Annotated in this window: 23 protein-coding genes; 10 read left to right on the top strand and 13 right to left on the bottom strand. The window is 69.7% G+C overall.

Translation table 11 applies throughout. From position 1 onward, the window contains the following. Positions 1 to 86: 86 nt before the first annotated feature. On the top strand, positions 87 to 1,223 hold the full coding sequence (locus DDZ18_RS04835; protein WP_158272076.1) for a carbon-nitrogen hydrolase family protein: 1,137 nt from the start codon (positions 87 to 89) through the stop codon (positions 1,221 to 1,223). On the opposite strand, the gene DDZ18_RS04830 is transcribed toward DDZ18_RS04835, so the two are convergent. Beyond that, the gene (locus DDZ18_RS04830; protein WP_109252258.1) at positions 1,220 to 2,578 is read right to left on the bottom strand and encodes a flavin monoamine oxidase family protein; all 1,359 of its coding nucleotides are present in this window, start codon (positions 2,576 to 2,578) and stop codon (positions 1,220 to 1,222) included. The genes DDZ18_RS04835 and DDZ18_RS04830 overlap by 4 nt on opposite strands. A 147-nt stretch (positions 2,579 to 2,725) precedes the next feature. Between DDZ18_RS04830 and DDZ18_RS04825 the strand changes: the two genes are divergently transcribed. Next, positions 2,726 to 4,942, top strand: a complete 2,217-nt coding sequence (locus tag DDZ18_RS04825; RefSeq protein WP_109252257.1) for a M3 family metallopeptidase — start codon at positions 2,726 to 2,728, stop codon at positions 4,940 to 4,942. A gap of 115 nt (positions 4,943 to 5,057) precedes the next feature. Here the strand turns inward: DDZ18_RS04825 and DDZ18_RS04820 are convergent, their stop codons facing one another. Beyond that, entirely contained in the window at positions 5,058 to 5,405 is a 348-nt protein-coding gene (locus tag DDZ18_RS04820) for a hypothetical protein (RefSeq protein WP_146190610.1), read from the bottom strand. 111 nt (positions 5,406 to 5,516) lie between these two features. Further along, positions 5,517 to 5,726, bottom strand: a complete 210-nt coding sequence (locus DDZ18_RS13695) for a hypothetical protein (RefSeq protein WP_146190609.1) — start codon at positions 5,724 to 5,726, stop codon at positions 5,517 to 5,519. Positions 5,727 to 5,957: 231 nt separating this feature from the next. On the opposite strand from DDZ18_RS13695, the gene DDZ18_RS04815 reads away from it, so the two are divergent. Further along, the gene (locus DDZ18_RS04815) at positions 5,958 to 6,425 is read left to right on the top strand and encodes a winged helix-turn-helix domain-containing protein (protein WP_109252255.1); all 468 of its coding nucleotides are present in this window, start codon (positions 5,958 to 5,960) and stop codon (positions 6,423 to 6,425) included. Positions 6,426 to 6,573: 148 nt separating this feature from the next. Here DDZ18_RS04815 and DDZ18_RS04810 read toward each other — a convergent pair whose 3' ends face one another. Further along, positions 6,574 to 6,909, bottom strand: coding sequence for a UrcA family protein (locus DDZ18_RS04810; protein WP_109252254.1), 336 nt, complete (start codon positions 6,907 to 6,909; stop codon positions 6,574 to 6,576). A 317-nt stretch (positions 6,910 to 7,226) separates the two neighbouring features. Here DDZ18_RS04810 and DDZ18_RS04805 point away from each other — a divergent pair, with 317 nt between their 5' ends. Together DDZ18_RS04805 and DDZ18_RS04800 are read left to right on the top strand one after the other, a co-directional pair. Further along, positions 7,227 to 9,182 carry a winged helix-turn-helix domain-containing protein gene (locus DDZ18_RS04805; RefSeq protein WP_109252253.1) on the top strand — a complete coding sequence of 652 codons (1,956 nt, stop codon included), beginning with the start codon at positions 7,227 to 7,229 and terminating at the stop codon, positions 9,180 to 9,182. A 66-nt stretch (positions 9,183 to 9,248) separates the two neighbouring features. Further along, complete coding sequence (locus DDZ18_RS04800) at positions 9,249 to 10,301, top strand: sodium:calcium antiporter (protein ID WP_109252252.1); 1,053 nt, start codon at positions 9,249 to 9,251, stop codon at positions 10,299 to 10,301. On the opposite strand, the gene mltF is transcribed toward DDZ18_RS04800, so the two are convergent. Continuing rightward, complete coding sequence (gene mltF, locus DDZ18_RS04795; RefSeq protein WP_109252251.1) at positions 10,268 to 11,662, bottom strand: membrane-bound lytic murein transglycosylase MltF; 1,395 nt, start codon at positions 11,660 to 11,662, stop codon at positions 10,268 to 10,270. The genes DDZ18_RS04800 and mltF overlap by 34 nt on opposite strands. Before the next feature lie 86 nt (positions 11,663 to 11,748). Here mltF and DDZ18_RS04790 point away from each other — a divergent pair, with 86 nt between their 5' ends. Then, positions 11,749 to 12,636: an alpha/beta fold hydrolase gene (locus tag DDZ18_RS04790; RefSeq protein WP_109252250.1), complete on the top strand. Its 888-nt coding sequence runs from the start codon at positions 11,749 to 11,751 to the stop codon at positions 12,634 to 12,636. Positions 12,637 to 12,686: 50 nt separating this feature from the next. Beyond that, positions 12,687 to 13,448, top strand: a complete 762-nt coding sequence (locus DDZ18_RS04785) for a crotonase/enoyl-CoA hydratase family protein (RefSeq protein ID WP_109252249.1) — start codon at positions 12,687 to 12,689, stop codon at positions 13,446 to 13,448. A gap of 2 nt (positions 13,449 to 13,450) precedes the next feature. Here the strand turns inward: DDZ18_RS04785 and DDZ18_RS04780 are convergent, their stop codons facing one another. Beyond that, positions 13,451 to 13,972, bottom strand: a complete 522-nt coding sequence (locus tag DDZ18_RS04780) for a DoxX family protein (protein WP_158272075.1) — start codon at positions 13,970 to 13,972, stop codon at positions 13,451 to 13,453. 162 nt (positions 13,973 to 14,134) lie between these two features. Next, complete coding sequence (locus tag DDZ18_RS04775; protein WP_109252247.1) at positions 14,135 to 16,735, bottom strand: M14 family zinc carboxypeptidase; 2,601 nt, start codon at positions 16,733 to 16,735, stop codon at positions 14,135 to 14,137. A 135-nt stretch (positions 16,736 to 16,870) separates the two neighbouring features. On the opposite strand from DDZ18_RS04775, the gene typA reads away from it, so the two are divergent. After that, on the top strand, positions 16,871 to 18,703 hold the full coding sequence (typA, locus tag DDZ18_RS04770; RefSeq protein WP_109252246.1) for a translational GTPase TypA: 1,833 nt from the start codon (positions 16,871 to 16,873) through the stop codon (positions 18,701 to 18,703). On the opposite strand, the gene DDZ18_RS04765 is transcribed toward typA, so the two are convergent. From DDZ18_RS04765 to DDZ18_RS04750, 4 genes are all read right to left on the bottom strand, one after another. Further along, complete coding sequence (locus tag DDZ18_RS04765; RefSeq protein ID WP_109252245.1) at positions 18,700 to 20,409, bottom strand: ArnT family glycosyltransferase; 1,710 nt, start codon at positions 20,407 to 20,409, stop codon at positions 18,700 to 18,702. The genes typA and DDZ18_RS04765 overlap by 4 nt on opposite strands. Position 20,410: 1 nt before the next feature. Next, the gene (locus DDZ18_RS04760; protein ID WP_109252244.1) at positions 20,411 to 21,160 is read right to left on the bottom strand and encodes a glycosyltransferase family 2 protein; all 750 of its coding nucleotides are present in this window, start codon (positions 21,158 to 21,160) and stop codon (positions 20,411 to 20,413) included. A gap of 91 nt (positions 21,161 to 21,251) precedes the next feature. Next, complete coding sequence (locus DDZ18_RS04755; protein WP_109252243.1) at positions 21,252 to 21,860, bottom strand: P-loop NTPase family protein; 609 nt, start codon at positions 21,858 to 21,860, stop codon at positions 21,252 to 21,254. A 56-nt stretch (positions 21,861 to 21,916) separates the two neighbouring features. After that, a complete protein-coding gene (locus DDZ18_RS04750) occupies positions 21,917 to 23,047 on the bottom strand; it encodes a GumC domain-containing protein (RefSeq protein ID WP_109252242.1) in 1,131 nt (376 codons plus the stop codon). A 61-nt stretch (positions 23,048 to 23,108) separates the two neighbouring features. Between DDZ18_RS04750 and DDZ18_RS04745 the strand changes: the two genes are divergently transcribed. After that, the gene (locus DDZ18_RS04745) at positions 23,109 to 23,486 is read left to right on the top strand and encodes a polysaccharide biosynthesis/export family protein (protein ID WP_158272074.1); all 378 of its coding nucleotides are present in this window, start codon (positions 23,109 to 23,111) and stop codon (positions 23,484 to 23,486) included. A 10-nt stretch (positions 23,487 to 23,496) separates the two neighbouring features. Here DDZ18_RS04745 and DDZ18_RS04740 read toward each other — a convergent pair whose 3' ends face one another. Further along, positions 23,497 to 23,772: an SEL1-like repeat protein gene (locus tag DDZ18_RS04740; protein ID WP_109252240.1), complete on the bottom strand. Its 276-nt coding sequence runs from the start codon at positions 23,770 to 23,772 to the stop codon at positions 23,497 to 23,499. 212 nt (positions 23,773 to 23,984) lie between these two features. Beyond that, positions 23,985 to 24,716 (bottom strand): glutathione S-transferase family protein, encoded by a 732-nt coding sequence (locus tag DDZ18_RS04735; RefSeq protein WP_109252239.1) that lies wholly within the window; start codon positions 24,714 to 24,716, stop codon positions 23,985 to 23,987. Positions 24,717 to 24,829: 113 nt separating this feature from the next. On the opposite strand from DDZ18_RS04735, the gene DDZ18_RS04730 reads away from it, so the two are divergent. Further along, a complete protein-coding gene (locus tag DDZ18_RS04730; RefSeq protein WP_109252238.1) occupies positions 24,830 to 25,777 on the top strand; it encodes an isopenicillin N synthase family dioxygenase in 948 nt (315 codons plus the stop codon). Positions 25,778 to 25,839: the final 62 nt, after the last annotated feature.

The following is a 25,839-nucleotide window of genomic DNA, read 5'->3' as shown; positions in this document are numbered from 1 at the left end:
CGCTGCAACCAATTGGATCAGACTGGGCGCCCCGGCGGCGGAGCGATGAATTGACGCTGCGCGCCCGCCCGGAAACACTCCGGGCCATGAAGGTTTTCGGCTCCGCCCTCGCCCTGATCGTCGTCATCGCGCTCGGCGCGTGGCTGGCGTTCCGCTTCCAGCCCTGGGCGCCCGAGCCGCGCGAGACGGACATCGCCGACCTCACGGTCGTCGGCGAGGCGTCCGCGCGCAGCCTGATCGGGGTGCAGCCCTGGCTCGAGGAGACCGACTATCGCAGCGCCGAGGCGCTGGGCGACCGGCTCGGCGACTATCTGGAACGCGCCGCGGCCGAGAGCCTCATCGCCGAAGACACCGTCGTCGTCTTCCCCGAGCATGTCGGGACATGGCTGGTCGCCGCCGACGGCCCGCGCGCGGTCTACGCCGCCGAGACGGTGACGGGCGCGATGACGGCGTTGATCGCCGCGCGCCCCCTCGCCTTCACCTCGAACTGGATCGGATCCGGGGAGGAAGACCGCGCCGCGGCCGGCGTCTTCCGCATGAACGCGGCGCGCATGGCGCGCGACTATCAGGCGGTCTTCTCGGCGCTTGCCCAGGAATACGGCGTCACCATCGTGGCGGGTTCGGTCGTTCTGCCCGAGCCTTATGTCGAGGACGGCGTGCTGCGCGTGAACCGGAATGGCGATCTCTATAATACCGCCGCCGTGTTCGATCCCGACGGCGCGATCCGGCCGGACCTCGTCCGCAAGGCCTATCCGATCCCCAGCGAACGCCCCTTCACGGCGAGCGCATCAGCGGCCGACATGCCCGTCTTCGACACGCCGCTCGGCCGGCTCGGCGTGCTGGTGTGCGCGGATTCCTGGCATCCCGACGTCTACGCCGCGCTGGAGGACGGCGGCGCGGAGGTGCTCGCCGTACCAGCCTTCCTGCAGGGCGACGATGTCTGGGACGAGCCCTGGGGCGGCTACACCACGCCGTGGCCGGGCGACGCTCCCCGCTCCGACGCAGGCCGGCTCACCGAGGGCGAGGCCTGGACGACGCATGCGCTGGCCGGGCGCATCGCGGATACTTCGGCCGCGGCGGGGCTCACGACCTTCCTGCGCGGCGGGCTGTGGGATCTCGGCTCGGACGGCCGGGCGATCGTGTCGGCGAATGGCGAAACGCGCCTGGGCGGCGACGTCGAAGGCGGCGCGATCACCGCGCTTTTCCTGCCCGACGAAACCTAGCTGGTCGCCAGAGCGGCCTTCACCTCGCGCGCGGCGCGCTCGGCGGCCTCGAGCGCGCCCTCGAAATAGCCGTAGCCTTCGCGCGCCGTCTCCGTGCCGGCGACGTGGATCGGACCCATGGGCTGTCTGAGCTCCGGCCCGAGCGTCGTCCACACGCCCGGCCCCATGAAGGCGGCGTAGCAGCCGCGGGTGAACTCCTCGGCCGTCCAGTCCCGGTCGGCGTAGTCGATCGGCTCGCGCGCCTGGTCGCCGAAAAAGACCGCGAAACTGTCGAGCACGGCCGCGCGGCGGTCGTCCGGGTCCCGGTTCGACCAGACGCGCGCCTGGTCGCCCTCGATGAAGCCGAGCAGCAGGCCCGCCTCGCGGCCGGCCTCGGAGTTGTCGAAGGCGACATGGACCGGCCCGGCGCCGCCGACAGCCTGGCCCGACAGGCCCTCGTCGCGCCAGAAGGGCCGCTCGTATTGCGCCACGCACTTGATGCAGGCGCCGGCGGGCATGCGCCGCCACAGCGCGTCGCGGCTCGACGGCAGCGCCGGGTCGAACCGGATGCCCAACGCCTGGTTCGGCGGCAGGGCGAGGACCAGCCGCTTCGCGGTATAGGCGCCGTCGTCGGTCTCCACCCGGACCCCGTCGCCACTCCAGCGGATGACGCGCGCCGGCGCGCCGAGGCGGACGCGATCGCCCAGCTCTCCGGTCATGGCCTCGGCGAGGCCGGCCATGTCGCCGTGGACGCGGTCCTGCTGGGCGCCGTCCTCGACCGAGAGCAGCGCATCCAGCGACCCGCCGGCCTTCGCGTAGAACAGCGCATGAAGCAGCGACAGCTCGTGCGGCTCGGCGCAGAACACCGCGCCGATCCCGATGGCGAACATCTGCTTCGCCGCCGCGGTGAAGCCGGTCTTGTCCATGAAATCGGCGACCGTCCGCCGGTCCCATTCCTTCGCCCGGGCGTGCGCCCACGGCTCGGCGACGTCGATTTCGGCGGCCATCTTCTCGAACTTGGACAGCATGCGGTTGAGATCGAGCAGGACATGAACCGGCAGGCTCGGGATCGTGCCGGTGTAGCGCTTGAGCCGTCCGCCCGCGGCGACGAGGTGCTCGCCCTCGTTCCACAGCGGATAGGTCGTCGCGCCCAACTCCTCGATCAGGCCCACGAGCCGGCGCTGGCCGGGCCCGACCCACTGTCCGCCCAGATCGACGGTGTCGCCGTTTGCGAAGCGATGGGCGAATGCGCGGCCGCCGACGCGCTCGCGCGCCTCGAGAACCACGACGTCGTGACGGTCGGCGAGCCGGCGCGCGGCCTGCAGCCCCGACAGCCCGGCGCCGATGATCATCACCTCGCAATCCGGTACTGCCATCGCGTCCTCCGCCCGCTGCTTGCGTCAGCCTCTCGCGCTGCGCCCCGGCGCCGCAAGAGTCCTTCCTGACTGATCTTTCATTTCCGGCGCAGGCTCCGTCCGTCTAGTGTTCCGCGGTTTGCACATCACATGAAGGGGGAACGGCCCATGCGCCGCACGCTTCTCGCCACCGCCGGACTCGCCGCCATTCTGACGGCCGCGCCGGCGACCATCGCCGCCGCCCAGGAGGAAGGCGCGACCGCCGAATCGATGACCGAGGCCGAACAGACCAATCCGCTGCTCGCCGAATGGACAGGCCCCTACGGAGGCGTGCCGGACTTCGACGCGATGGATCTTCAGCATCTGCGCCCCGCGCTGGAGACGGGCATGGCCCGCCAGCTCGAGGAGATCGAGGCGATCGCGAACAATCCCGAGCCGCCGACCTTCGAGAACACGATCGTCGCGCTTGAGCGCACGGGCGACGAGCTCAATCGCGTCTTCACCTTCTACGGGCTGTGGTCGTCGAACCTCTCCTCGCCGGAATTCCGCGAGATCCAGCGCGAGATGGCGCCGCGGCTGTCGGCGTTCTTCTCCGAGATCACGCAGAACCGCGCGCTGTTCGAGCGCGTGCAGGCGGTCTACGAGAGCGATGAGGTCGACACGCTGCGTCCCGACCAGCAGCGCCTGGTCCAGCTCACCTACGACCAGTTCGCGCGCAACGGCGCGACACTCGAGGGCGAAGACGCCGAGCGCTACGCGGCGATCCAGCAGCGCCTGGCCGAGCTGCACACGGAATTCTCCAACAACGTGCTCGCCGACGAGGAGGGCTATGTCCTCTATCTCAGCGAGGACCAGCTGTCGGGCCTGCCCGAGAGCTTCGTCGACGCCGCCGCCTCGGCCGCGGCCGAGCGCGACCACGAGGGCGAGTACGCCGTGCTGAACACGCGTTCCTCGATGGATCCCTTCCTGACCTATTCCGACGAGCGCGACCTGCGCGAACAGGTCTGGCGGACCTATTACAATCGCGGCGACAACGGCGACGAGCACGACAACAACGCCATCATCGCCGAGATCCTGCAGCTGCGCGACGAGCGGGTCGAACTGCTGGGCTATGACAACTACGCCCAGTGGCGCCTCGAGAACCGCATGGCGCAGAACCCCGAGAACGCGCTCGAGCTGATGGAGGCCGTCTGGCCGGCCGCGACCGCGCGCGTCGAGGAGGAAGTCGCCGAGATGCAGGCGCTCGCCGACGAGCTCGGCCACGACATCACGATCGAGCCCTGGGACTATCGCTATTACATGGAGAAGGTGCGCCAGCGGCGCTACGCCTTCGATTCCGACGAGGTGAAGCAATACCTCCAGCTCGGCAATCTGCGCGAGGCGATGTTCTACGTCGCCGGCGAGCTGTTCGGCTTCGAATTCTCCGAGATCACCGACGGCTCGGTGCCGGTCTTCCACGAGGACGTCACCGTCTTCGAGGTCACCGATCGCGAGACCGGCGATCATGTCGGGCTCTGGTATCTCGATCCCTATGCGCGCACCGGCAAGCGCTCGGGCGCCTGGGCGACGACCTACCGCAGCCACACGACGTTCGACGGGCTCGAAACCGTGCTCGCCTCGAACAACTCGAACTTCATCGAGGGCGCGGAAGGCGAACCGGTCCTGATCTCCTTCGACGACGCCGAGACCCTGTTCCACGAGTTCGGACACGCCCTGCACTTCCTGTCCTCGAACGTCGCCTATCCGACGCTCAATGGCGGGGTGCGCGACTTCACCGAGTTCCAGTCGCAGCTTCTCGAGCGCTGGCTGCTCACCGAGCCGGTGATCGAGAACTATCTCGTCCATGTCGACACCGGCGAGCCGATCCCCGACGAGCTCGTCGAGAAGCTCGAGGCCTCGCGGACCTTCAACCAGGGCTTCGCGACGACCGAGTATCTCGCCTCGGCGCTGGTCGACATGCGCTACCACACGACCGATCCCGACGGCATCGACCCGGACGCTTTCGAGCGCGCCACGCTCGAGGAGCTGGGCATGCCCGACGAGATCCCGATGCGCCATCGCAGCCCGCATTTCGGGCACATCTTCTCGGGTGAAGGTTATTCGGCGGGCTATTACGGCTATATCTGGGCCGAGGTCCTGACCGCCGACGCCGCCGAGGCTTTCCGGGAGGCCCCGGGCGGATTCTACGACGCCGAGATGGCCGAGCGCATGGTCACCCACCTGTTCGCGCCGAGAAACTCGGTGGATCCGGCGGAGGCCTATCGCGCCTTCCGCGGCCGCGACGCCGAGGTCGACGCGCTGATGCGTGATCGCGGCTTCCCGGTTCCCGGCGAGACGGACGGCGGCGACGAGGGCGGTTCCGCCGAGACCGGCTCGGAGGAGTAGACCGGCCCGTCATCGCACGAACGAGGAAGGGGCGGCCGGTCGGCCGCCCCTTTTTCACAGTCGGCGGTCTTCGGCGACCGGCGGGACTTTCGAGCCGGCGACGCGAACCATCACATCACGACGCGGGCTTGAGCGCTGCGACGATCGTTGTGCGGGCCGCAGGAACAAATCGCGGCGCACCGCCGATGAGCTGAACATCGCCTGGCTTGACGGTCAGCTCGTTGATCAGATCCGCGCGGCACGCCGCTGCGGCCCGGCGTTCGGTCAATCCCGCCGCGACCTGGTTGAGGTCGCAGAAGCGGGTCACCCGCTGATGGAGCCGCGCCAGCGTCGCCCCACGCGCATCCATCACTTCGACTTCCACTTCGGCCGCCTTGCCGACGATGTCTTCTGCTTGCACCGCGGAAAACGTCAGGCTCACCACTGCAACCGGACATGCAAGCAGGAACTTTTTCCAGAACATCTCACTCTCCATCGGCTCCGTCATGGTCCCGGTCGGAGCGTCGGGTCGAGCCCGCGATCTTGCGCATTCCCGCCGGCGCGTCCTGAGGAAGAGATGCGGTTTCAGTGCGTTTTACATCGCCATCCAGAAAATTGATTTGAAACGGGTTTTAATCGGGCGCGGAAACTGGCGAAGGTTTTCGTCGGCTTTCCCGACCGAATCCGCCACCGCGCCTGAAAGACCGCCGCCAGAGCGCTCCAGCGTGCGAAACACGCAGGCGCGGCGGGTTTCGCCCGGTCGTCGGCTTTGCGACCAGGCCCCGAACGCGCGCTGCTCATCCAATCGTGGATGAATAATTGATTTTGCAGTGACCGCCCGCGCCCTGCGGGAACGGCGAGCCTCCGGAAATCACACCTGTAACCGCCGACGCGCCACCCCCGGCGAGCGCCTTGCCAGCGGTTTCACGCATAGGCGCCCTTTCAGGATGCTGTGCTAATGTCGTCAGCTTCCGCCGACCGCCATGAACCCTTCCGGATGCGTCGACGGCTCGGGAATTGAAGCCCTCTCGGATCGATGAGACATCACCTGAAAATCGGCTGCGTGCTCGTTCATCCCGACCGCAACGTCCTGCAGTGCGGTTCGAACCAGATGCACCTGGAACCGAAGGTGATGGAGGTCCTTTGCGTCCTCGCCGACGCGCCGAACGAGGTCATTTCCAGGGACTCCCTGCTCAACCTGGTCTGGCGCGACGCTTATGCGTCGGACGAGTGTCTGACGCGGACGGTCTCGATGCTCAGGCGCGCATTCCGGCAGCTCGGATGCGACGGCTACATCGAAACCGTTCCCAAACGCGGCTACCTGCTCACCGCGGCGGTCGCGACAGTGGCGACCCCCGAGGAAGGCCCGCTCGGCCCTCCGTCCGGATGGCGCGCTTATCTGCCCTGGGGAAACAGCCGACGGACCGCCGCGATCTTTGCGCTTTCCATATCCCTGGTCGCGATAACAAGCGTCCTGACCGTGAAGCTGATCGGCGGATTTTGAGCCTTGTGGCCGCTTGCCCTCCATTGCAGGCCTGCGCATGCGCGCCCGCGACGCGAAAAGGCCCGCCCCGGGGATCGCTGACGCGATCCTCACGGGACGGGCGGCGCGCAGGCTCCGGCGGGGGCGGAGCCAGGGGGGGAGGCGCGCCTCAGCGCTCGGCCTGGTCGGCTTCGGCGAGCCGGATGCCGCGCTCGTCGAACTGCGCGGTCAGGCGCACGTCGCCGATCCGGTTCACGACGTCGGTCATGATCGACTCGTGGCACTCGACGGCGGCCCGGAGCTCCCAGAGCGGGCGCTTGGCCGGGACGTAGTCGCAGTGCCGCGCCGCCTCGCGTTCGAGGCGCTCCAGGACGACCTGGCGTCCATCCTCGCTCTCGAGTTCGTAGGCGCGGTAGGAGAAGCTGAGGTCCTCGGCGTGCGCCGGCGCAGCGACAGCGAACGCCAGGGCGGCGAACGGGAGGACGGGGAGGATTCTGCGGGTCATGGCTCTGCTCCTTCTTCGTTCGTTGACGACGAGCAGAGCATCGCGCCTTCGCGAAGCGGGGTCCTGACGCCGGGATCCTCGTTTCCGGACTTTTCGCGAATCCACTCAACGCACGAGCAAATCGCGTGAAACGCCGGCAATCGGCGATGACGGAGCGCTTGAGGGGAGCTTTTCATCAGCCCGCCGGGAGGCGTTCGTCACAAGTCCGCGTGCGCGTCGCGGCCGCCGATGGCGACGAAGCCCGCATTGGGCTAGGATCAACCTAAGCGCGACGCTGTCGACGACGGCCGCGACAGGTCCGCAAGGCAGGCTGAGCGATGACCGCGCCCCCCGAGATACCCCGGACTCGCTTCAGGATCGGCGATGTCGACGTGCTGCCGGACCGCGACCTCCTTAAGCGCGGCCGCGACGGGGTGCACGTTCAGCCGCGCGTGATGGACGTCCTCTGCCTTCTCGCCTCCCGTCCCGGCGAGGTCTGGAGCCGCGAGGCGCTCGTCGACGCGATCTGGAAGGTCGAGCACGGCGGCGACGAGAGCCTGACCCGCTCGGTGTCCCGCCTGCGCGCCGCCCTGCGCGTTCTAGGCGAAGCGAGCTGCATCGAGACGGTTCCGAAGCGGGGTTATCGGCTCAAGGCGCCGGTCGAGAGTCTGAACGCCCCGGAGCGACCGCCGGCGGCCCCCGCCCCGCCACCGGCGATGCAAGCTCCGGCCCGCTTCGCGCGCCGCGCGGCCATGGCCGCAATCGCGGCGACCGCAGGCGTCGCGATTGCAGTCGCAGCGCTGCGGCTCGATCTGGAAGCTCCGGGCTCCGAGGATGCCGTCGACGCGCGCGTCACGATCATCGACAGGATCGAGCTCGGCGCAGTCCGCACCCCTGGCCGGGACGAGACCCTGGTGAACACGGCCGACCGCCTCGAAGCGATGATCGCCGACAGTTTCGCCGAAGCGGCGCTGGATTTCGTCCGCGCCGGACACGAAGCGTCGAACAGGCCGACGCCGGAATTCGCGCTGCAGCCGGTCCTGGAATCCGAATCCGAGGGCATGGCGGCGCGGGTGGAGCTGGTCGAGCAAGCCAGCGGCGCCGTGCTGTGGACTCTCGCCAGCGATCTCGCGCGTGACGCCGACCGAGACACCCTCGCCCCGCTCGCGACGAAGATCGCGGAGGTGATCGCCTGCGGTCTGGAATTTCGACGCGCCCATGGAGCGCCGCCTCTCGAGACCTTGCGGTGGTATCTGCAGCTTTGCGAGGCCGGGTTCAATCAGGATGCGTTCGTCGCGATCCACGCCTTCACGCGCCGCATACTGGAAAGCGATCCGGACAATACTCACGCCCGCGCGCTGCACGCGGTCGTGCTCGCCTATTACGCCCGCTACGAGATTCACTCGCCCGCCGACCGCACAACCAGCCTGCGTGCGGCTCGCGAGCTCGCGCACAGCGCGCTGGAGGTCGATCCCGACAACGGAATGGCGCGGCTGGCGATTGCGTATGCTCAAACAACCGACCGATACCGCATCGAGGTCGACCGGGTTCTCAGCGAGGTTTTCTCGCGCGGCTGGCCGCCGCCGATCTACGTCACCGCATACGCAGCGCTGCTTCGGGAAGTGGGACGCCTGGCCGAAGCGCGGCGATTGCTGGCCCAAGCGTCCGCTATCCACCCCTCCCGAAGCGTCTCGCGCGCCACGCTGGCGCTGATGCTGGCGATGAACGGCGACATGTCTGCGGCGCGCGCCGAGTTCGCGAGGGCGGCGTCAGCGAACCCGACCCCTAGCGCGACCGTGTGGTATCAGGTGATTTCAGAACTCTTCTATGGCGACGCGGACCGCGCGCTGGCCGCCCTTCGCGCAGGCGCGCCCGGAGACGGGACCACGCCCCCGACCAGCGAGATCAATTGTTTTATTGCGGCCGGACGCCTGCGCGAAGAGGCCCGATCGGACGTCGACGCCATCGTCGAGGCCTGCGCTGACACGCAACCCGACTATCGCGCCCGCATACTCGCCTCGGTCGGCGCGATCGACGAGGCGTACGCCGTGGTTGAAGAGATGGCCGAACGGGGCCTTCCCCACACCGCGCTCATGTTCTTCTATCCCGAGATGCGCGAATTCCGCCGCGATCCGCGCTTCTGGCCGCTCGCGCGCCGGTTCGGCCTGGTCGAGTACTGGCTCGAAACCGACGAGTGGCCGGACTTCTGCGACGAGCCCGACCTGCCCTATGACTGCGAAACCGAGGCGCGCGCGGTCGCCGACGGCGCGCCGGGTCGCGACGCCGGTCTCTGATAGCGGGCCGGCCAGCCGGCTGCGGAAGCAAGCGGAACGCCGCCCTTCAACGCCCGTTCTTGGACCATGCCCCTGCTCGAGCTTGCCCAATGGCCCGTCGCCGCGCTGGCGTTCGGCCTGTTCGTCTCGGCGCTCATCATCGCCGGAGCGGGCACGCTGCTCACCGGCCGCGCCGACGAGATCGCCGACCGGACCGGCTGGGGCGAGGCCGCCGTCGGCGCGGTGCTGCTCGGCGGGGCGACCTCGCTGCCCGGCATCGTCACCTCGGTCGCCGCGGCCGCGCAGGACCATCCCTCCTTGGCGATCTCCAACGCCATCGGCGGCATCGCGGTGCAGACCGCGTTTCTCGCCGTCGCCGACATCACCTATCGCCGCGCCAATCTCGAGCACGCCGCCGCCTCGCCGGCGAACCTCACCCAGGGCGCGCTGCTGGTCACGCTGCTCGCGATCCCGCTGCTGGCGATGTCCGCCCCGGAGTGGTCGGTGCTGGGCGTGCATCCCGCCACGCCGCTGCTCATCGGCGGCTATCTCTACGGCGTGCACCTCATCAACGCCGCGAAAGTCGCCCCGATGTGGCGGCCGCGCCTGACGCGGGAGACGCAGACCGACGAGACGGCGTCGAAGCCGCCCGAACCGGCCCGGCGCGGCGAAAAGAACGGGACGCGGCTGCAGCTCGAATTCGCGATATTCGCCACAATCACGGCCGTCGCGGGCTATGCGGTGAGCCAGTTCGGCATCACGCTCGCCGATCGAACGGCGCTCACCGAGACCGCCGTCGGCGGGCTGTTCACCGCGGTCGCCACCTCCCTGCCCGAGCTTGTCATGGCGCTGGCCGCGGTGCGGCGCGGCGCGCTGACGCTTGCGGTGAGCGGCATAATCGGCGGCAACGCCTTCGACACGCTTTTCCTAGCGTTTTCCGACATCGCCTGGCGGGACGGCTCGCTCTATCACCGCTTCAACGATCAGAACGTCTTCGTGGTCGCGCTGACCATCCTGATGACGGGCGCGCTGCTGCTGGGCCTGCTGCGACGCGAGAAGCTCGGCTTCGCGGGCATCGGCTTCGAGAGCACGCTGATCATCGCGCTCTATCTGGGTTCGATCGCGCTGCTGTTCGGCTGAGGCGAAGGCGGCGGCTCGAGATTGGCCTCGAGCAGCGCCTGGTAGCGCCGGATCCGGCGCACATAGCGCACCGGCTCGTGACCGCGCGCATAGCCGTAGCGGGTCGTCGAGTAATGTTCCTCCTGCGTGAGCAGGGGCAGAACCTCGCGCATGTCGTCCCATTCGTTCTTGTCGCGGCCGAGGCGTTCGGCGAGCGCGCGGGCGTCGTAGAGATGACCCATGCCGATATTGTAGGCCGCCAACGCCATGTAGAGCCGGTCCTCCCCGGTCACCGCTTCAGGCAGCCGATCGTACAGCTCGGCGAGATAGTCCGCCCCGCCGCGGATCGACTGGCGCGGATCCGTCCGATCGGACACGCCCACCCGGTTCGCCGTGGGCAGGGTGAGCATCATCACCCCGCGCACGCCCGTCGGACTTTCGGCGGCCGGGTTCCAGTGGGATTCCTGGTAGGCCTGCGCGGCGAGCAAGGGCCATTCGAAGCGCTCGCCGTCAGCGGCGGCGACGAAATGCGGCCTCAAGGGCGGAAGACGCTCCTCCAGTCGGCGGATGAAGCGCGCCGCATCGACATAGTCGAATTCCCGGACATGGCCGTACCAGCGCTGGTCGAGCTCCTCGAGCAAACCCGACTCGTGCGCGTCGGCGAACCAGTCGTCGAGCCAGGCGTCCAGCCCGTCGACGCCGGGCGCGAGCGCCCAGGCAAGCGTCTGCTCGCCGGTCAGGTTCAGCGGCGTGATGAGCTCGGGATACTGCAGCCGGGCGAAGGCGACGAGGTTGGAGTCGGCGACAGTGCAGTCGAGGCGCTCGTCCTGGACGGCCGCGAGAAGCGGCATCGCCGACGGCGCGTCGCGCACCTCCCAGGCGAGCGCGGGCCGGTCTTCCGACAGGAACTCGAGCGTCTCGACATAGCTCGATCGCGCGACGACGGCGATCTCGACTTCGGGCATCTCGTCGACCGAACGCGGCGCGGGCCCGCCGCGGCGGCAGGCCAGCTGCTGGCGAACCGCCTTGTAGGCCGGCGAGAAGTCGAGCGTCTCCCGCCGCTCGGCGGTGTCGGTGATGCCGGCCGCGGCGATATGGGCCTCGCCGTTGCGGATCGCCTCCAGCACGCCGGCGAGATCGGCGCGGACCTCGTAGCGCACGTCGACGCCGAGATCGGCGGCCATCGCCTCGACGAGATCGACCTCGTATCCGACGGGCTCGCCCTCGACCATCGACCACGTGGTGGGACTCGGCGCGGTCAGCACCACGAGCTCGCCGCGTTCGCGGATCGCCTCGAGGCTTCCGGCTATTTCGTTCTCGCCGCCGCAGGCCGCCAGGAGCGCCCCGGCGGCGGCGATCCATACTTTGCGCGCAAAGATCATGGTCCTAAGACTAGGGCGTTCGTCCGCGCCGTCCAAAAACGCCGGGACGCCGCCGCCCGCCCGCTCCCGTCGGATCGATTCCTGTCATGTCCCACGCCGAGCCGGAACGCCGCGAGTTCGCCCTGCCCGACGGCGCGATGGCCGCCCTTGTCTGGCCGCGGCCCGACGCGCCGCGCGTGCTGTTCGCCCACGCCAACGGCTTCAATGCGGGAACCTATCGCCAGGCGCTGGCGCCGCTGGCCGAGCGATTCGAGATCGTGGCGGTCGATCTGCGCGGCCACGGGCGATCGACGCTCCCCGCCGATCCGGGCGGCCACCGCGACTGGCGCATCCACGCGCGCGATCTCGTTGGCGTGGCGGAACAGCTCGCCGACCGTCCCCTTGCGTTTTCGGGCCACTCGCTGGGCGGAACGAGTCTGCTGCTGGCGGCGGCGCGCATGGACCGGAAGCCCGCCGTGCTGGCGCTCGTCGAGCCGGTCATCGTGATGCCGCCGCTGATGCGCCTGCTGGCGCGTACGCCGGTCTGGCCGCTGATCGCCAACCGGATGGGGCTCGTCCGGGGCGCGCTGACGCGCACGGACGGTTGGCCCGACCGCGGAGCGGTGCTGGAGCGTTATCGAAGCAAGGCGCTGTTCGCCGCCTGGGCGCCGGGCGTGCTGGAGGACTATCTCGCCGACGGGCTCGTCGAGACCGAAGACGGCGGCGTCCGGCTCGCCTGCGCGCCCGCCTGGGAGGCGGCCAATTTCGCCGCACAGGGCCACGATCCGGTCCGGGCCGCCCGCAATGCCGGCGCGCCGCTTCATGTTCTCAAGGCCGAACACGGCTCGACCGTGCGCCGCGCCGCTGCGCTCGCACGCGCCGGCGCTTGGATCGACGCTGCGCCCGGCGCCGGCCATCTCATGGCGATGGAGCGGCCGCAGGAGACCGCCGCCTGGCTCGAACACAGGCTGGCGCAGGCGTTCTCCGCAGCTTGAAGCCGGTCCCGCGATCGGCTCCGATGCGCCGATCAGCCAGGGAGGCCGGCATGAGCGTCACCCGCGAAGCCCTCGACGACGTCACCGTGATCACGATCGACCGGCCGGAGCGGCGCAACGCCGTCGACGGCGCGACGGCGGCCGCGCTCGCCGCCGCCTTCCGCGATTTCGACGCCGACGAGACCGCCAGCGTCGCGGTGCTCGCCGGCGCCGGCGGGAATTTCTGCGCCGGCGCGGATCTCAAGGCGCTCGGCGAAGGCGGCGGCAACACGGTCGCCGAGACCGGCGACGGGCCGATGGGTCCAACCCGGATGCGTCTCACAAAGCCCGTGATCGCCGCGATCGAGGGCTACGCGGTCGCCGGCGGGCTGGAGCTGGCGCTGTGGTGTGATCTCAGGGTAGCGGCGCGCTCGGCCGTGTTCGGCGTCTTTTGCCGCCGCTTCGGCGTCCCGCTGGTCGACGGCGGGACCGTGCGCCTGCCCCGTCTGATCGGCCAGTCCCACGCCATGGACATGATCGTCACCGGCCGGCCGGTCGAAGCCGATGAGGCCCATCGCATCGGCCTGGCCAACCGGGTCTGCGAGCCCGGCGAGGCGCTCGAAGCCGCCGTGGAACTCGCCGAGCGAGTCGCCGCCTTCCCCCAGGCCTGCCTGCGCAATGACCGCCGCTCGGCGCTCGAGCAATGGTCGATGCCCGAATCCGGCGCGCTGCTCAACGAAACCCGGCGCGGCCTCGACACCCTGTCCAGCGGCGAGACCGCCGAGGGCGCGGCGCGGTTTTCCGGCGGCGAAGGCCGCCACGGCGCGTTCTGAACTCAGAACGGCAGGTTCGGCCAGACCAGCGCGTCGATGCTGAGCGGCCCCGGCCCGTAGACGGCCACCAGCCCGATGAAAACGAGGATCATCACCTCGTTGTTGTAGAGCAGCCCCGAGAGCACGAAGAGCGGGCCGCCCGGCTCGATCTTCTTCCGCCCGACAGTGACGAAGGCGACCAGCGTGATCGCCGCCAGGATCGCCCCCGAGGCCAGCGTCGCCGCGCCGAGCATGAACAGAAACCCGAAGACGAACTCGTTGGCCGAGACGAACCAGGTGTTCAGACGCGGCAGCGGGATGCGCGCCTCGACCAGCGTCTGGTGCATGATCTCCCGACGCTCCGGCCGGAACAGCTTCGTGTAGCCCGACCAGAAGAACATGAAGCCGACGACGAAGCGCGCGCCCAGACCGAGCAGCGATTCCGGCGCGCCGAGGCCGAGCGCGTGCGGGGCGTAAGCGCGCAGCGCCTCGTGGATCGCGATCGAGATGTCGCCCGGCAGGGCGCTGAGAACGGCGTTGATCATCGGCGGGCTCCGTCTGGTCGAGGGGACGCGGCGACGCCCGGGAGCGCCGCCGCCTCTCCGTCCAGACATGCCCGGAGCCGGGATCACATGCGATCAGCGATCCGATGAGCCGGGATCACGTTCGGGTGACGCCGGCGCGTCACGCGCCGGCGTCCCGTCGCCTCACTCCTCGTAGTCGCCGTAGGGCCGGTCGATGAGCTGGGAGAGGAAGATCGCGTTCATGAGCAGCCTTTCCGTACCCGGGAAGGTGCCCCGGAACACCGGGTTGTCCGCCATCATCACGACCGATCCGCGACCCAGACGCTGGGCGATAACCGCCGGCGTGCCGCCGATCTCCTCCTGACGACGCTCGGACGCATAGCCCGCCAGCAGCGGATCGTCGGCGTACTCGACGACGACGGCGAACGGATCGCCCTCCGGCCGCTCGAGCGTCAGCGTCGTGTTGCGATGGAGCGGCAGCACGCGGTCGGCGTAGCCGAAGGCCAGCGGATGGGTGGTGTCGACATCGCCTTCGAAGATGGCGCCGCCGATGATGTGCTCGGCGTCGCGGATCTGCATGTCGGCGAAGTCGAGCCGCTCGGGGGCGTCGCCCTCCTCGCCCTCGGCGTCGGCCTCGCCGGCGCCGTCCTCGTCATCGCCGAAGAAGGTCGACTGCGCCCAGGCCGCGCTCTGGCGCATGGCGACCAGCGTTCCGCCCTCCTCGGTGAGCCACTGGCGAATGCGCCCGACCGTGTCTTCGGGCATCTCCGCGTCGCCGCCGACGACAACGAGATGGGTGTACTCGCTCCAGTCCAGATCGCCCGCATCGTCCTTCTGGATCAGCGTGACCGGCATGCGCATGCGGTAGTCGAGCGTCCACCACACCTCGCCGGCGTCGTAACGGGCCAGCCCGTCGTCGAACAGCACGACGACCTTCGGCTGGCGCACTGCGGAGAACACGTTCCAGGCGCCGAGATCGCGTCCCGTCGTCGGGGTCAGACCGGAGGTGACGGCGTGCACGCGCACGCCGTCTTCTTCGGCGACCGCCGTCATGACGTCATGCAGCGCGCTGCGATCGACCTCCTGGCGGGCCAGCGGCACGAAAACCGCGCCGCGGCCGAACTCCGCCTCGCCCTCGGTGGTGAGCACCGAGAACGGTTCGCGGCCGATGCGCACAAGCGCGCCGGCGTCGAGCACGCGATGCAGCGCCCGCGGAGCGTAGGTCTCGCTCCACGAGAAGACGTAGCCGTAGGACGCTTCCGGCGGCGCCGGCGGGTTCGCCGAGTCCCCCTCGGCCTCGTCGCCGAGGAGATTGGACGTGAACAGCCCGCCGGGCAGCGCGGCGAAGTTCAGGTCGTAGGCCAGCGGCAGCGTCCAGCCCGAGACGTCGTAGAAGATGTTCTCCTCGAACTCGGTGGGCTGATCGAACACGCCGCGGATCATCCGGTACTGGTCCTGCTCCAGCGGCACCACGAACGCCTCGCCGGCGCGAAACCGTTCGCCCCCGGCGCTGACGTCTCGAGCGAGCTCGTAGACATCGATGTCGTGGCTGTGCAGAAGCCGGATGAAGCGCGCGGCGCGTTCATCGTCGCCGGTTGCGGAGAAGACGAAGTAGCGCCGGTCGTCCCGTCCCGCGAGGCCGGGCGCGTCGGCGAAGAAGTCGCGCTGATACGCCGTGATCTCGTCGCGCAGGTCGAGCGAGCCCCGGATCGTGGTCAGCGTCGTGCGGAAATGCGTGCGCACATTGTCGGCGTGGGTGACGAGGCCGCGCTCGGTCTCGATCGCGCCGCCGCGGGCCGCGCCGATCTCGAACAGGATGCCCAGCGAGCCGTTGACCTGGGGATAGGTCGAGCCCTTGCCGATGTAGAAATTGTCGAAATTCTCCTGGGTCGTGAACAGGCGGGCCTCGCGATCCAGGAACTCGACATGGCGCCGGCCGATCTCGAAGGTCAGCTCGCGCGCACGCTCGGGGATCAGCGGGTTCCGGCGGTTCTCCTCGCCGGGATGGAAGTAGAACGGCGAGTCCGAGCCCATCTCGTGGTAGTCGGTGGTCACCATCGGCTTCCACTCGTGCCACTTGGCGATCCAGGCCTGCGGCTCGGGCTGGGTGAGCAGCAGCCACTGCCGGTTGAGATCGAACCAGTAGTGATTGGTCCGCGCGGCGGTCCACAGGTCGTGCTGGGCGTGGGCGGGATCGGTCACGTCGGTGTAGGACCAGAAGGTGTTGACGTGGTCGATCCGGCGGGTGTGGCCGTCGGGGTTGAAGATCGCCGTGATCAGCAGCACCGACTCGTCGAGCGTCTGCTCGACTTCCGCGCCCTGCGCGGCGGCGAAGTGGTAGAGGACCGGCACGGCCGCATCCATGCCCGCGCTCTCCGCGCCGTGGACGCCGTAATTGATCCACAGCGGCATCGGCGCGGCGTCGGCGGGGGCTTCGCCGAGACGACGCTGCAGGTGCGCCTCGCGGATGGAATCGAGGTCGGCGTGGTTCTCCGGCGAGGTCACCGTGAAGAACAGGATCGGGCGATGCTCGTGCGTGTAGCCGATCGTCTCCACCGCGATGCGGTCGGAGCGCGCGGCGAGATCGCGCAGATAGGCCACCATGAGATCGTGTCGGATCGGGCGTTCGCCGATCTCGTAGCCGAAGGACTCTTCCGGCGTCGGCACGGTCTCGTCATAGGAGACGCCCTCGACCTGGAAGAATTCGATGGGCTCGGCGTTCGCCGGCGCGCCGGTCGCCGCAAGAGCGGCCGCGGCGGCCAGACCGCAGAATATGCGCAGCATGTGTTTCCCCGATTGGCGTGTTGGAATGGTTGACGGCGACTCTAGTGAAGCCGGACGCTGATCGCCAGAGCTAGCCACCGCCGCGGAGCGGCTGTATAGCGCGCCGGACTTCTCCCCCGCGTCTCGAGGCTCCCGATGACCGCCCCGGTCGATAACCTGCGCAATATCGCCATCGTCGCCCACGTCGATCACGGCAAGACGACGCTCGTCGACAAGCTCCTCAAGCAGTCCGGCACGCTCGGCGAACGCGCCGACGAGCCCGAGCGCGTGATGGACTCCAACGACCTGGAGAAGGAGCGCGGGATCACGATCCTGGCCAAGAACACCGCGGTCGACTGGAACGACTATCACATCAACATCGTCGACACGCCCGGCCACGCCGATTTCGGCGGCGAGGTCGAGCGCGTGCTGTCGATGGTCGACTCCGTTCTACTGCTGGTCGACGCCGTCGACGGGCCGATGCCCCAGACCGCCTTCGTCACCAAGAAGGCGCTGGCGCTGGGGCTCAAGCCGATCGTCGTGGTCAACAAGGTCGACCGCCCCGGCGCACGGCCCGACTGGGTCGTCGACCAGACCTTCGACCTGTTCGACCGGCTCGGCGCCGACGACGACCAGCTCGACTTCCCCGTCGTCTACGCCTCCGCGCTTGAGGGCTGGGCGAGCCGCGATGTCGACGATCGTCCCGCCGACATGACCGCGCTGTTCCAGGCGATCGTCGACCACGTCTCGCCGCCGAGCGTCGATCCCGACGCGCCGCTCCAGCTGCAGGTCTCCGCGCTCGACTATTCGAGCTATACCGGCGTGATCGGCCTGGGACGCGTGCGGCGCGGCGAGATCCGGCGCGGCCAGCCCGTGACCGTCGTCGCCGCCGACGGCTCGACGCGGAAGGGCAAGGTCCAGCAGGTCTTCGGCTTTCGCGGCCTGGACAAGGTCGAACGCGAGAGCGCCTCGGCGGGCGACATCGTCACCTTTTCCGGCCTCGAGCCGCTCAACATCTCCGACACGCTGTGCGCGCCCGAGCATGTCGAGGCGATGCCGGCGCTCACCGTCGACGAGCCGACGGTCTCGATGACCTTCCAGGTCAACGACTCCCCCTTCGCCGGCCGGGACGGCCAGTACGTCACCTCGCGCCAGATCAAGGAGCGCCTCGAGCGCGAGCTGCTGTCGAACGTGGCGCTGCGCGTGGAGCAGCTCGACGACGCCGACAAGTTCAAGGTCTCCGGCCGCGGCGAGCTGCATCTGTCCATCCTGATCGAGACGATGCGCCGCGAGGGCTACGAGATCGCCGTCGGCCGGCCTCAGGTCGTGCTCAAGGAAATCGACGGAACCGTCTGCGAACCCTTCGAAACGCTGACGGTCGACGTCGAAGAGGATCACCAGGGCGCGGTGATGGAGCGCCTCGGCGCGCGCAAGGCCGAGATGACCGACATGGTCCCCGACGGCGCGGGCCGGGTGCGCGTCGACTACATGATCCCGACCCGCGGCCTGATCGGCTTCCGCTCGGAATTCCTGACCCTGACCCAGGGCTCGGGCCTGTTGTTCCACACCTTCGATCACTACGCCCCGCGCGCGACCGGCGAAATCGGCCAGCGCCGCAAGGGCGCGATCATCTCCATGGAGACCGGCAAGGCCCTGGCCTTCGCGCTGTGGAACATCCAGGAGCGCGGCCAGCTCTTCATCGAGCCGGGCGCGGAGGTCTACGAGGGCATGATCATCGGCGTGAACGCGCGCGCCGAGGACATGATCGTCAATCCGCTCAAGGGCAAGAAGCTCACCAATATCCGCGCGGCGGGCTCCGACGAGAACGTCATCCTCACCCCGCCGATCCGGCTGACGCTGGAATACGCGCTCGAATTCATCAATGACGACGAGCTCGTCGAGGTCACGCCCGCCGCCATCCGCATCCGCAAGAAGCTGCTGCTCGAGCACGAGCGCAAGAAGGCCCAGCGCACGGCGGCGGCGGGCTAACCGCCCTCCCCGGCGAGCCTCAGCCTCGAGCCCTCCAGCACGAACACGGTCAGCGACAGCTCCGCGCCCTTGACCATGTTGTGCCCGTCGACGCGGCCGAGCGTGCGCACCCCCGCGCCCGCTTCGCGCAGCACGGCGAAGAAGGCGTCGGCCTCCTCGATATCCACCACGGCGATCCCGCACGCGGGATCGGCCAGCAGATGAGCCGCCGCGCCCGGCCCGTCTGTGAGCGCGGTCTCCGAGCCGAAATGGAAGACATTGCTCGGCTCGCGATAGCCTGCCGTCGCGACCGAAACCGTCTCGCAGCCTTCGAGCCGGTCGACGAGATCGGCGACGCGGTCGGACGGCCACATCGCGTCGATGCCCGGGATCGCGACGCCAAACAGCGCCGCATAGAACGCCGCCGTCGCGACGCCAGTCGCCAGCAGCTGATCGGGGGACGGACGCACGGCGAGCAGCCCCGCCGACACGGTCGCGGTGAGCCCCAGGATCGAGGCGATCCAGCTTGCAGCCCCGATGGGCTGGTCGAAATACCAGGCGCCCGCGACCGGCAGCGCCGACAGCACCAGGCCGACGAGCACGACCAGGGCGGCGATGACTCCGTGCAGGAGTTTCGCGCGAAGGCGCTCAAGCAGCGCCGGGGCCTCGACCATGGCCAATGCCGCCAGCATGGCGATCGCCGGGAAAGTCGGCAGCACGTAATGGGGCAGCTTGGTCTGGACCAGCTCGAAGACGAGCCAGGTCGGCAGGATCCAGGCGATCAGGAAGCGCGTCTCGTTCTCTCCGCGCCGGCTCCACGCATAGAGACCGGCGAGCCCCAGCAGAGCCGCGCCAGGCCACAGCGTCACCGGCGACAGCAGGGTGTGATAGCCGAACGGCCCGCCATGGGAGTCGTCGGCTTCGCCGACCTTGCCCAGCAGGGCGTGGCCAACGGACTCCTGCAGGAAGTCGCCGCCGGTCGCCGCGGTGATCGCGATCACCCAGGGCAGGAAGATAGCGAGCGCCAGCCCGACGCCGGGCAGCGGCCGCAGGCGGCCGAGCGCGCGCCAGTCCCGCGTCCAGGCCACGTAGCCGACGAGCGTGAGCACCGACACCATCAGGATGATCGGCCCCTTGATGAGAAGCGCCGCGCCGTGGGCGGCCCAGAACACGGCGGGCCAGCCGATGAAGGCGGGCCGGGCCTCCCTCACCCGCGTCATCAGCATCATCAGCGCGCCCTGGGCGAACACGCCCGCCGCCAGGAGGGCCGCATCGGTCTTCGCGGTCCGGGACTCGATCTGCATCGCGAAGCAGAGCGCGAGGATGAGGCCGGCCGCGAACCCGGCCGAGCTCCCGTAGAAGCGCGCCGTCAGCCAGGCCGTCGCGGCGACGGCGAGGAGCGCGCCGAACAGGCTGGGCAGGCGGTGGGCGCCGATCGGCGCGTCCGCGCCCCAGGGCGCGGTCGTGACCACCTGCATCCAGTAGATCCCGACCGGTTTGACGTAGCGCGGCTCGTCCTGGAAGCGGATGTCGATGAAGTCGCCGCTCTCCCACATTTGGCTGGTCGCCTGGGCGTAGCGGGCCTCGTCGCGATCCATCGGCGGAACGGAGAACACCCCCGGCGCCAATGCGACGAAGGCGAGCGCGATGAGCACCAGCCAGGCGCGCGGGCTGAGCCGGATCTCGTCCGGCGCGCCGGGCGCGGAAGGAAACGGCGGCGGCGTCATCTCACCCCTCGCGATCCCGACAGGCGAGCAGCTCGGTCGAGGGCACGTGCGTGCGACGCATCAGCCACATCACGCCCATCAGGTCGAAAAGGCCGGCGAACGCCCGGCCGATATTGGAATACTTGGACTCGCCGGCGGCCCGCGGCCGGTTCTCCACCGTGACGTTGCGCGTCTCGAAGCCGAGATGCCTGATCAGCGCGGGGAGATAGCGATGCAGCGCGTCGAAAAACGGCAGCGCGAGAAAGACGTCGCGCGGAAAGAGCTTGAGCCCGCAGGCCGTGTCGGGACAGTCGTCGTTCAGCGCGGCGCGCCTGAGCCCGTTGGCGAAGCGCGAGGCCAAGCGCCGGCTCTCCCCGTCGGTGCGGTTGCTCCGGATCCCCGCGACGAGGCCGACCGCGCCGGGCGCGTCGAAATCGACGGCCTCGGCCATGGCGAGCACCGATCGCGGATCGTCCTGACCGTCTCCGTCCATGGTCGCGACCCAGTCGGCGCGCGCGGCGAGCACGCCCGTGCGCAGCGCGGCGCTCTTGCCCGACCGCCGGGGATGGCGGATCACGCGCACGCGGTCGTCCGATCCCGCGAGGTCTGCGAGCGCCCCGGCGGTGTCGTCGGCGCTGCCGTCGTCGACGACGACGATCTCGAACGACTCGGCTCCGCCCGAAAGCACGTCGAGCGCCTCGCGCACCACGGTCTCGATGCTCTCGGCTTCATTAAAGGCGGGAATGACGACGGACAGTCGCGGCGCGGGCATCGAGGCGGGTTCCGTTGCGGCGGGCGGTCGGCGGACTTCCTAGCGCGAACCGGATCGCGACGCCACGGGATAACGCGCCTGAGAGGCGGGATCAGGCGGCCGCCGTCTCGCGATTGATCACGACGCCGAGCACCGGCGCGCCGCAGCGGTCCAGCCGGGCGGCGTGCGCCTCGGCGCGCAGGTCGGGATGATCCCGCGCATCCGCGACGACGATCACCCCGTCCATGTCGGGCGCGACCGACTTCACGCCGGCCGCGCCGAAGGGCGCGTCGACCAGCGCCAGGGCGCACGACTTGCGCACCCGGTCCCAGTACACCGGCGCGGATCGCATCGAGACGCGCTTGACCGCGCCGGGGCGGCGTTCGAAACGGCTCACGAAGACGGGCAGGTCCTCCATGCGTCGGAAGACGAGGCGGCCGCAGCCCTCGGGCTCGGCGGTCCAGAAGCGTGCATCGCCGAGCGCGGCCTCGAAACGCTGGTCGCGAAACCGGCCGACGCGGCTCTGCGGATTGCGGCGGAAGTCGAGGTCGAACAGCCAGACCGGTCGGCCGACCTCGGCGCAGACGAGACGTGCAAGGCTTCGCGCCACGGTCGAGGCGCCCGCCCCCGGAGAGGCCGGGACGACCATCACCGCGCGCGCCGGGCCGTCCGCGGCGACGAGGCCCGCGGCCAAGCCTCCCAGCTGCTCGGCGAATTCCATGGTCCGCTGCGCTCCCTGATTCCCGGAACGCTAGGCCGACCCGGTTAACAGCATGCTCACGCGGGCTGCTCGGGAAGGCGCGCCAGCACCGGCGCCGAAAGCTCCGGCTCGTCGCCGGGCGTCCGGCGAGAGCGCCCGCGCTGCGACGCCGCCGGCGGCCGCGGCGACGGCGACGGCGTTCGCGGCGGCTCGGGCGGCGGCTCGCGCCCGACCAGGCCAGCGACGACGAACGCGACGAGCCCGGACGCGAACAGGGCCGCGGCCGCGCCGGAGGCGACGCCGGCATAGGCCGACAGGTCCGGCTCGACCGGCCGGCCGCCGGAACCGCCAGCCCGGCCGGGGGCCGCTGCTTGCGCCGCGGCCAGCGCCGCGCGACGACGGGCCACGGCGCGCGCCAGGCGCTCGTGTTCGGCGCTCTTCGCGACGAAGCGGTCGACAGCCTCGCGCGCAGCCTCGACTTCCTGCTCCAGCCGGTTGATTTGGCTCTCCATACCGGCGAGCCGGGAGCGCGTGCGCGCGACCTCGGCGACGAGCTCCTGCCGGACCGGGTTCGGCCCCGTGCGGCGCCGGCCGGCGCGCTCGCCCGCCCCGGCCTCGATGAAGGCGCGCAAGGCCGCGATCTCGCGATCGACCACGCCGACGGGGGCCGCATCGTCCTCGTAGCGCGAGAGCAGCTCGGCGCGCCGGGCTTCAAGCGCTAGCAGGCGCTCGCCGAGCGCGTTCTCCGTCGACAGGGTGATCTCCTCGGGAAGCTCGGCGATCCGGGCGTCCAGCGCGTCGCGCAGCGCGTGCGCGGCGGCGCGATCGGACCGCGCCTCCGCGAGCCGCGTCTCGAGACGGGCGGCGTGTTCGAGCGCAAGGCGCCGCTCGGTCGTGAAATCCGCCACGCCTTCCTCGTCGAGGAACGTCCGGAGCGCCGCCTCGGCGTCGTCGAGCGCGGATTCGGCGGCCGCAAGGCGGCCCCTTCCCTCGCCGAAGGCGCGGCCGGGCTCCGCGACGACCGCGTCCGGCCCGGGCTTGAACAGGAACCAGGCGCCCGCGCACAGCGGGGCCGCCAGCACCAGGAACACGAGAACGAGCAGCGAGGCCTGCGACAGCGCGCCGTCGACGAACCGGCCGAGCGGACTGTCCGGGCGAGACCCGTCCCGCCCGGCTCCGACGCCGTACTCGCCGCCCTCGCCGTTCATGGCCCCATCTCGGCTGCGCATGCTTAATTTTTCATTAGGTTTGCGGCCGGATCGTCGCCGCATGATCAAGGTCTCGCGCGCGTTTCCCCGTCTCGCGCCGCTCGTGGTGCTCGCGGCGGCGCTCTCGGCGTGCGCGTCCCCGGCGCCCGTTCCGGAACCGGCGATCAGCTCGGCCCCCTCGCACGAACCGGCCCGGCGAACGGAGCTGCGCCTTGCGCCGGGCGACTCCGTCGAGATCGCGGTGCTGACCGCGCCCGAACTCACCCGCGTCGTGGAGATCGCCCCGGACGGATCGGTCCGTCCCCCGCTCGCCGGCCGCGTGGAGATCGCCGGGCTGACGCCCGACGCCGCCGCCGACGCGATCGCCGAAGCCTATGCGGGAACGCTGCGCGAGCCGCGGATCGAGGTCCGGCCCGCGCGCTTCGCTCCGCGCGACTGACGCCCCGCGATCAGTGCCGGGTCGACAGCCACTCGCGCGCGGCGCGCTGGGCGGCGGCGATCTGCTCGCCATCCATTTCGCCCGAAAGCTCGCGGCGATAGTGCTTGGCCGGCTCGGAGCCCATCAGGGCGGCGAGGTTGAACCACTTGTGGGCCTCGACATAGTCGACCACGCCGCACTGGCCGGTCGAGTACAGAAGGCCCAGCTTGCACAGATCCTCGCCGGTCGGATCGTTGCTGTCCGCGGCGGCGTGCGCCTCGGCGGTTTCGACGTCGGTGAACGCCATTTCGTCTTCCCCGTTTTCTCGGCGCTCCGGCCGGCTTGGCCGTGTCTCGGAGCGCCCTTCCCACCATGCACTCAAGCCCTTCCGGGAGCCGTCATGCAGGGAGGATGATCGGGGCGGACGGTATCCATACGGTTAAGGAGAATCAGGAATAATCGATTTTAAGCCTTTATTTTCGTTAGGAATTCCTACCAACGCATTTACCCTGCCGCAGCTCAGCCGCTGCGCCGCGCCTTCTGGCCGAACAGCACGTCGCGGGCCCTCTTCGCCTCCTCGCTGTCCTCGGCGAGGGCCAGGCGCAGCTCCTTGCCGACATCGCGGCCCCGGATCACGGCGGGCCGTTCGCCGACGCGGGCGCGCCAGGCCTTGAGGTTGGGAAACGCGTCGAGATCCTGGCCCTGGTTCTTCGGGATGATCCACGGCCAGATCGCCATGTCGGCGATGGAGTATTCGCCGGCGACATAGTCGCGGCCCTCGAGCCGCGCATCCAGCACGCCGTAGAGCCGGTTCACCTCGTCGGCGTAGCGCCGCTGGCCGTATTCGAGCCGGCTCGCGTCGGTCTCGATCTTCGGCGCGTAGTTCAGGAAATGGTGCGCCTGGCCGGCCATGGGACCCAGCCCGGCCATCTGCCAGAACAGCCACTCCTCGACCTGGATGCGCTCGCGCGCGTCCGCTCCGTAGAACTTGCCGGTCTTGCGCGCGAGATATTGCAGGATCGCCCCGCTCTCGAAGACCGACACGCGCTCGCCGTCGGGACCTTGCGGATCGACGATCGCGGGCATGCGGTTGTTGGGGCTGATGGCCAGGAATTCCGGCTCGAACTGCTCGCCCGCCCCGATATTCACCGGATGGATCTCGTAGGGCAGCCCCATCTCCTCGAGCGCGATGGTGATCTTCCAGCCGTTCGGCGTGGGCCAGAAATGCACTTCGATGGGGGGCTGGGTCATGTCGGGCCTTTCCTTGCGCGGGTCTGCCATCGCCCTACCAATTCGTTCGGGTCGGGCGCGGGTTCAAGCAGACGATGCTTCACGGAATCGAGAGCCGGCGATAGACAGCCCTCATGACCGTCATCTCGCCGGACCGCATCGCGCCCGTCTCCTACCGCCTGGCAAACGAGGACGCCGACGCGTTCGCCGACGCGCTCGGACGCTCCTTCCGTGAATACGGCTTCGCCGTCATTTCCGATCACGGGATCGATCCCGCCGTCATCGACGCCGCGCTGGCCGACGCGCGCGCCTTCTTCGCCCTGCCCGAGACGACCAAGCGCGCCTATCACCAGGACGGCCTCGGCGGCGCGCGCGGCTACACCCCCTTCGCCACGGAGGTCGCCAAGGGCGCGACCGAGAAGGATCTCAAGGAATTCTGGCATCGCGGCCGCGACCTGCCGGCCGGCCACCGTCTCGAGCGCTTCATGCCGCCGAACCTCCCCGTCGCCGAGGTCCCGGGCTTCGACGCCTCCACGAAGGCGCTGTTCGAGGCGCTCGACGAGATGGGCCGGGTGCTGCTGCGCGCCATCGCGCGCGATCTCGGGCTCGCCGACGACTGGTTCGAGCCCTCGGTCGACGAGGGCAATTCGATCCTGCGTCTGCTCCACTACCCGCCCATCGAGGGCGAGCCGGCCGGCGTGCGCGCCGAGGCCCACGAGGACATCAATGTCATCACGCTTCTGCTCGGTGCCGAGGAGGCCGGCCTGCAGGTGAAGACGCGGTCGGGCGAGTGGCTGCCGATCCAGCCGCCGGCGGGCGCGCTCGTGGTCAATATCGGCGACATGCTGCAGCGGCTGACCAATCACGTCCTGCCCTCGACGACGCACCGCGTGGTCAATCCGCCGGCCGAGCGGATGGGGCGGTCGCGCTACTCGACGCCCTTCTTCCTGCACTTCAATCCGGATTTCGAGATCCGCACGCTCGAAGGCTGCGCGACGCCGGACAATCCCGACCGGTATCCGGAACCGATCACGGCCGACGCCTACCTGCAGCAGCGCCTACGCGAGATCGGGCTGAAATAGGCCCGACCGCAAGCGCCGAGGGGTTTCCTCCCCCGTTCACGGGGGAGGTGGTCCGAAGGACC

Source organism: Marinicauda salina (genome assembly GCF_003122085.1).
Lineage (GTDB): Bacteria > Pseudomonadota > Alphaproteobacteria > Caulobacterales > Maricaulaceae > Maricicauda_A > Maricicauda_A salina.
Note: the sequence above shows the minus strand (reverse complement) of the source record. Positions and strands in the feature narration are given on the sequence as shown.

Coding starts and splice junctions, on each gene's coding strand:
- DDZ18_RS04805 (WP_109252253.1), top strand. CDS start 7,227: ATGACCGCGCCCCCCGAGATACCCCGGACTCGCTTCAGGATCGGCGAT.
- DDZ18_RS04755 (WP_109252243.1), bottom strand. CDS start 21,860: ATGGAATTCGCCGAGCAGCTGGGAGGCTTGGCCGCGGGCCTCGTCGCC.
- DDZ18_RS04750 (WP_109252242.1), bottom strand. CDS start 23,047: ATGAACGGCGAGGGCGGCGAGTACGGCGTCGGAGCCGGGCGGGACGGG.
- mltF (WP_109252251.1), bottom strand. CDS start 11,662: ATGATCTTTGCGCGCAAAGTATGGATCGCCGCCGCCGGGGCGCTCCTG.
- DDZ18_RS04760 (WP_109252244.1), bottom strand. CDS start 21,160: ATGCCCGCGCCGCGACTGTCCGTCGTCATTCCCGCCTTTAATGAAGCC.
- DDZ18_RS04820 (WP_146190610.1), bottom strand. CDS start 5,405: ATGTTCTGGAAAAAGTTCCTGCTTGCATGTCCGGTTGCAGTGGTGAGC.
- DDZ18_RS04745 (WP_158272074.1), top strand. CDS start 23,109: ATGATCAAGGTCTCGCGCGCGTTTCCCCGTCTCGCGCCGCTCGTGGTG.
- DDZ18_RS04800 (WP_109252252.1), top strand. CDS start 9,249: ATGCCCCTGCTCGAGCTTGCCCAATGGCCCGTCGCCGCGCTGGCGTTC.
- DDZ18_RS04730 (WP_109252238.1), top strand. CDS start 24,830: ATGACCGTCATCTCGCCGGACCGCATCGCGCCCGTCTCCTACCGCCTG.
- DDZ18_RS04830 (WP_109252258.1), bottom strand. CDS start 2,578: ATGGCAGTACCGGATTGCGAGGTGATGATCATCGGCGCCGGGCTGTCG.
- DDZ18_RS04785 (WP_109252249.1), top strand. CDS start 12,687: ATGAGCGTCACCCGCGAAGCCCTCGACGACGTCACCGTGATCACGATC.
- DDZ18_RS04780 (WP_158272075.1), bottom strand. CDS start 13,972: ATGATCAACGCCGTTCTCAGCGCCCTGCCGGGCGACATCTCGATCGCG.
- DDZ18_RS04825 (WP_109252257.1), top strand. CDS start 2,726: ATGCGCCGCACGCTTCTCGCCACCGCCGGACTCGCCGCCATTCTGACG.
- DDZ18_RS04810 (WP_109252254.1), bottom strand. CDS start 6,909: ATGACCCGCAGAATCCTCCCCGTCCTCCCGTTCGCCGCCCTGGCGTTC.
- typA (WP_109252246.1), top strand. CDS start 16,871: ATGACCGCCCCGGTCGATAACCTGCGCAATATCGCCATCGTCGCCCAC.
- DDZ18_RS04790 (WP_109252250.1), top strand. CDS start 11,749: ATGTCCCACGCCGAGCCGGAACGCCGCGAGTTCGCCCTGCCCGACGGC.
- DDZ18_RS04835 (WP_158272076.1), top strand. CDS start 87: ATGAAGGTTTTCGGCTCCGCCCTCGCCCTGATCGTCGTCATCGCGCTC.
- DDZ18_RS04740 (WP_109252240.1), bottom strand. CDS start 23,772: ATGGCGTTCACCGACGTCGAAACCGCCGAGGCGCACGCCGCCGCGGAC.
- DDZ18_RS04765 (WP_109252245.1), bottom strand. CDS start 20,409: ATGACGCCGCCGCCGTTTCCTTCCGCGCCCGGCGCGCCGGACGAGATC.
- DDZ18_RS04815 (WP_109252255.1), top strand. CDS start 5,958: ATGAGACATCACCTGAAAATCGGCTGCGTGCTCGTTCATCCCGACCGC.
- DDZ18_RS04735 (WP_109252239.1), bottom strand. CDS start 24,716: ATGACCCAGCCCCCCATCGAAGTGCATTTCTGGCCCACGCCGAACGGC.
- DDZ18_RS04775 (WP_109252247.1), bottom strand. CDS start 16,735: ATGCTGCGCATATTCTGCGGTCTGGCCGCCGCGGCCGCTCTTGCGGCG.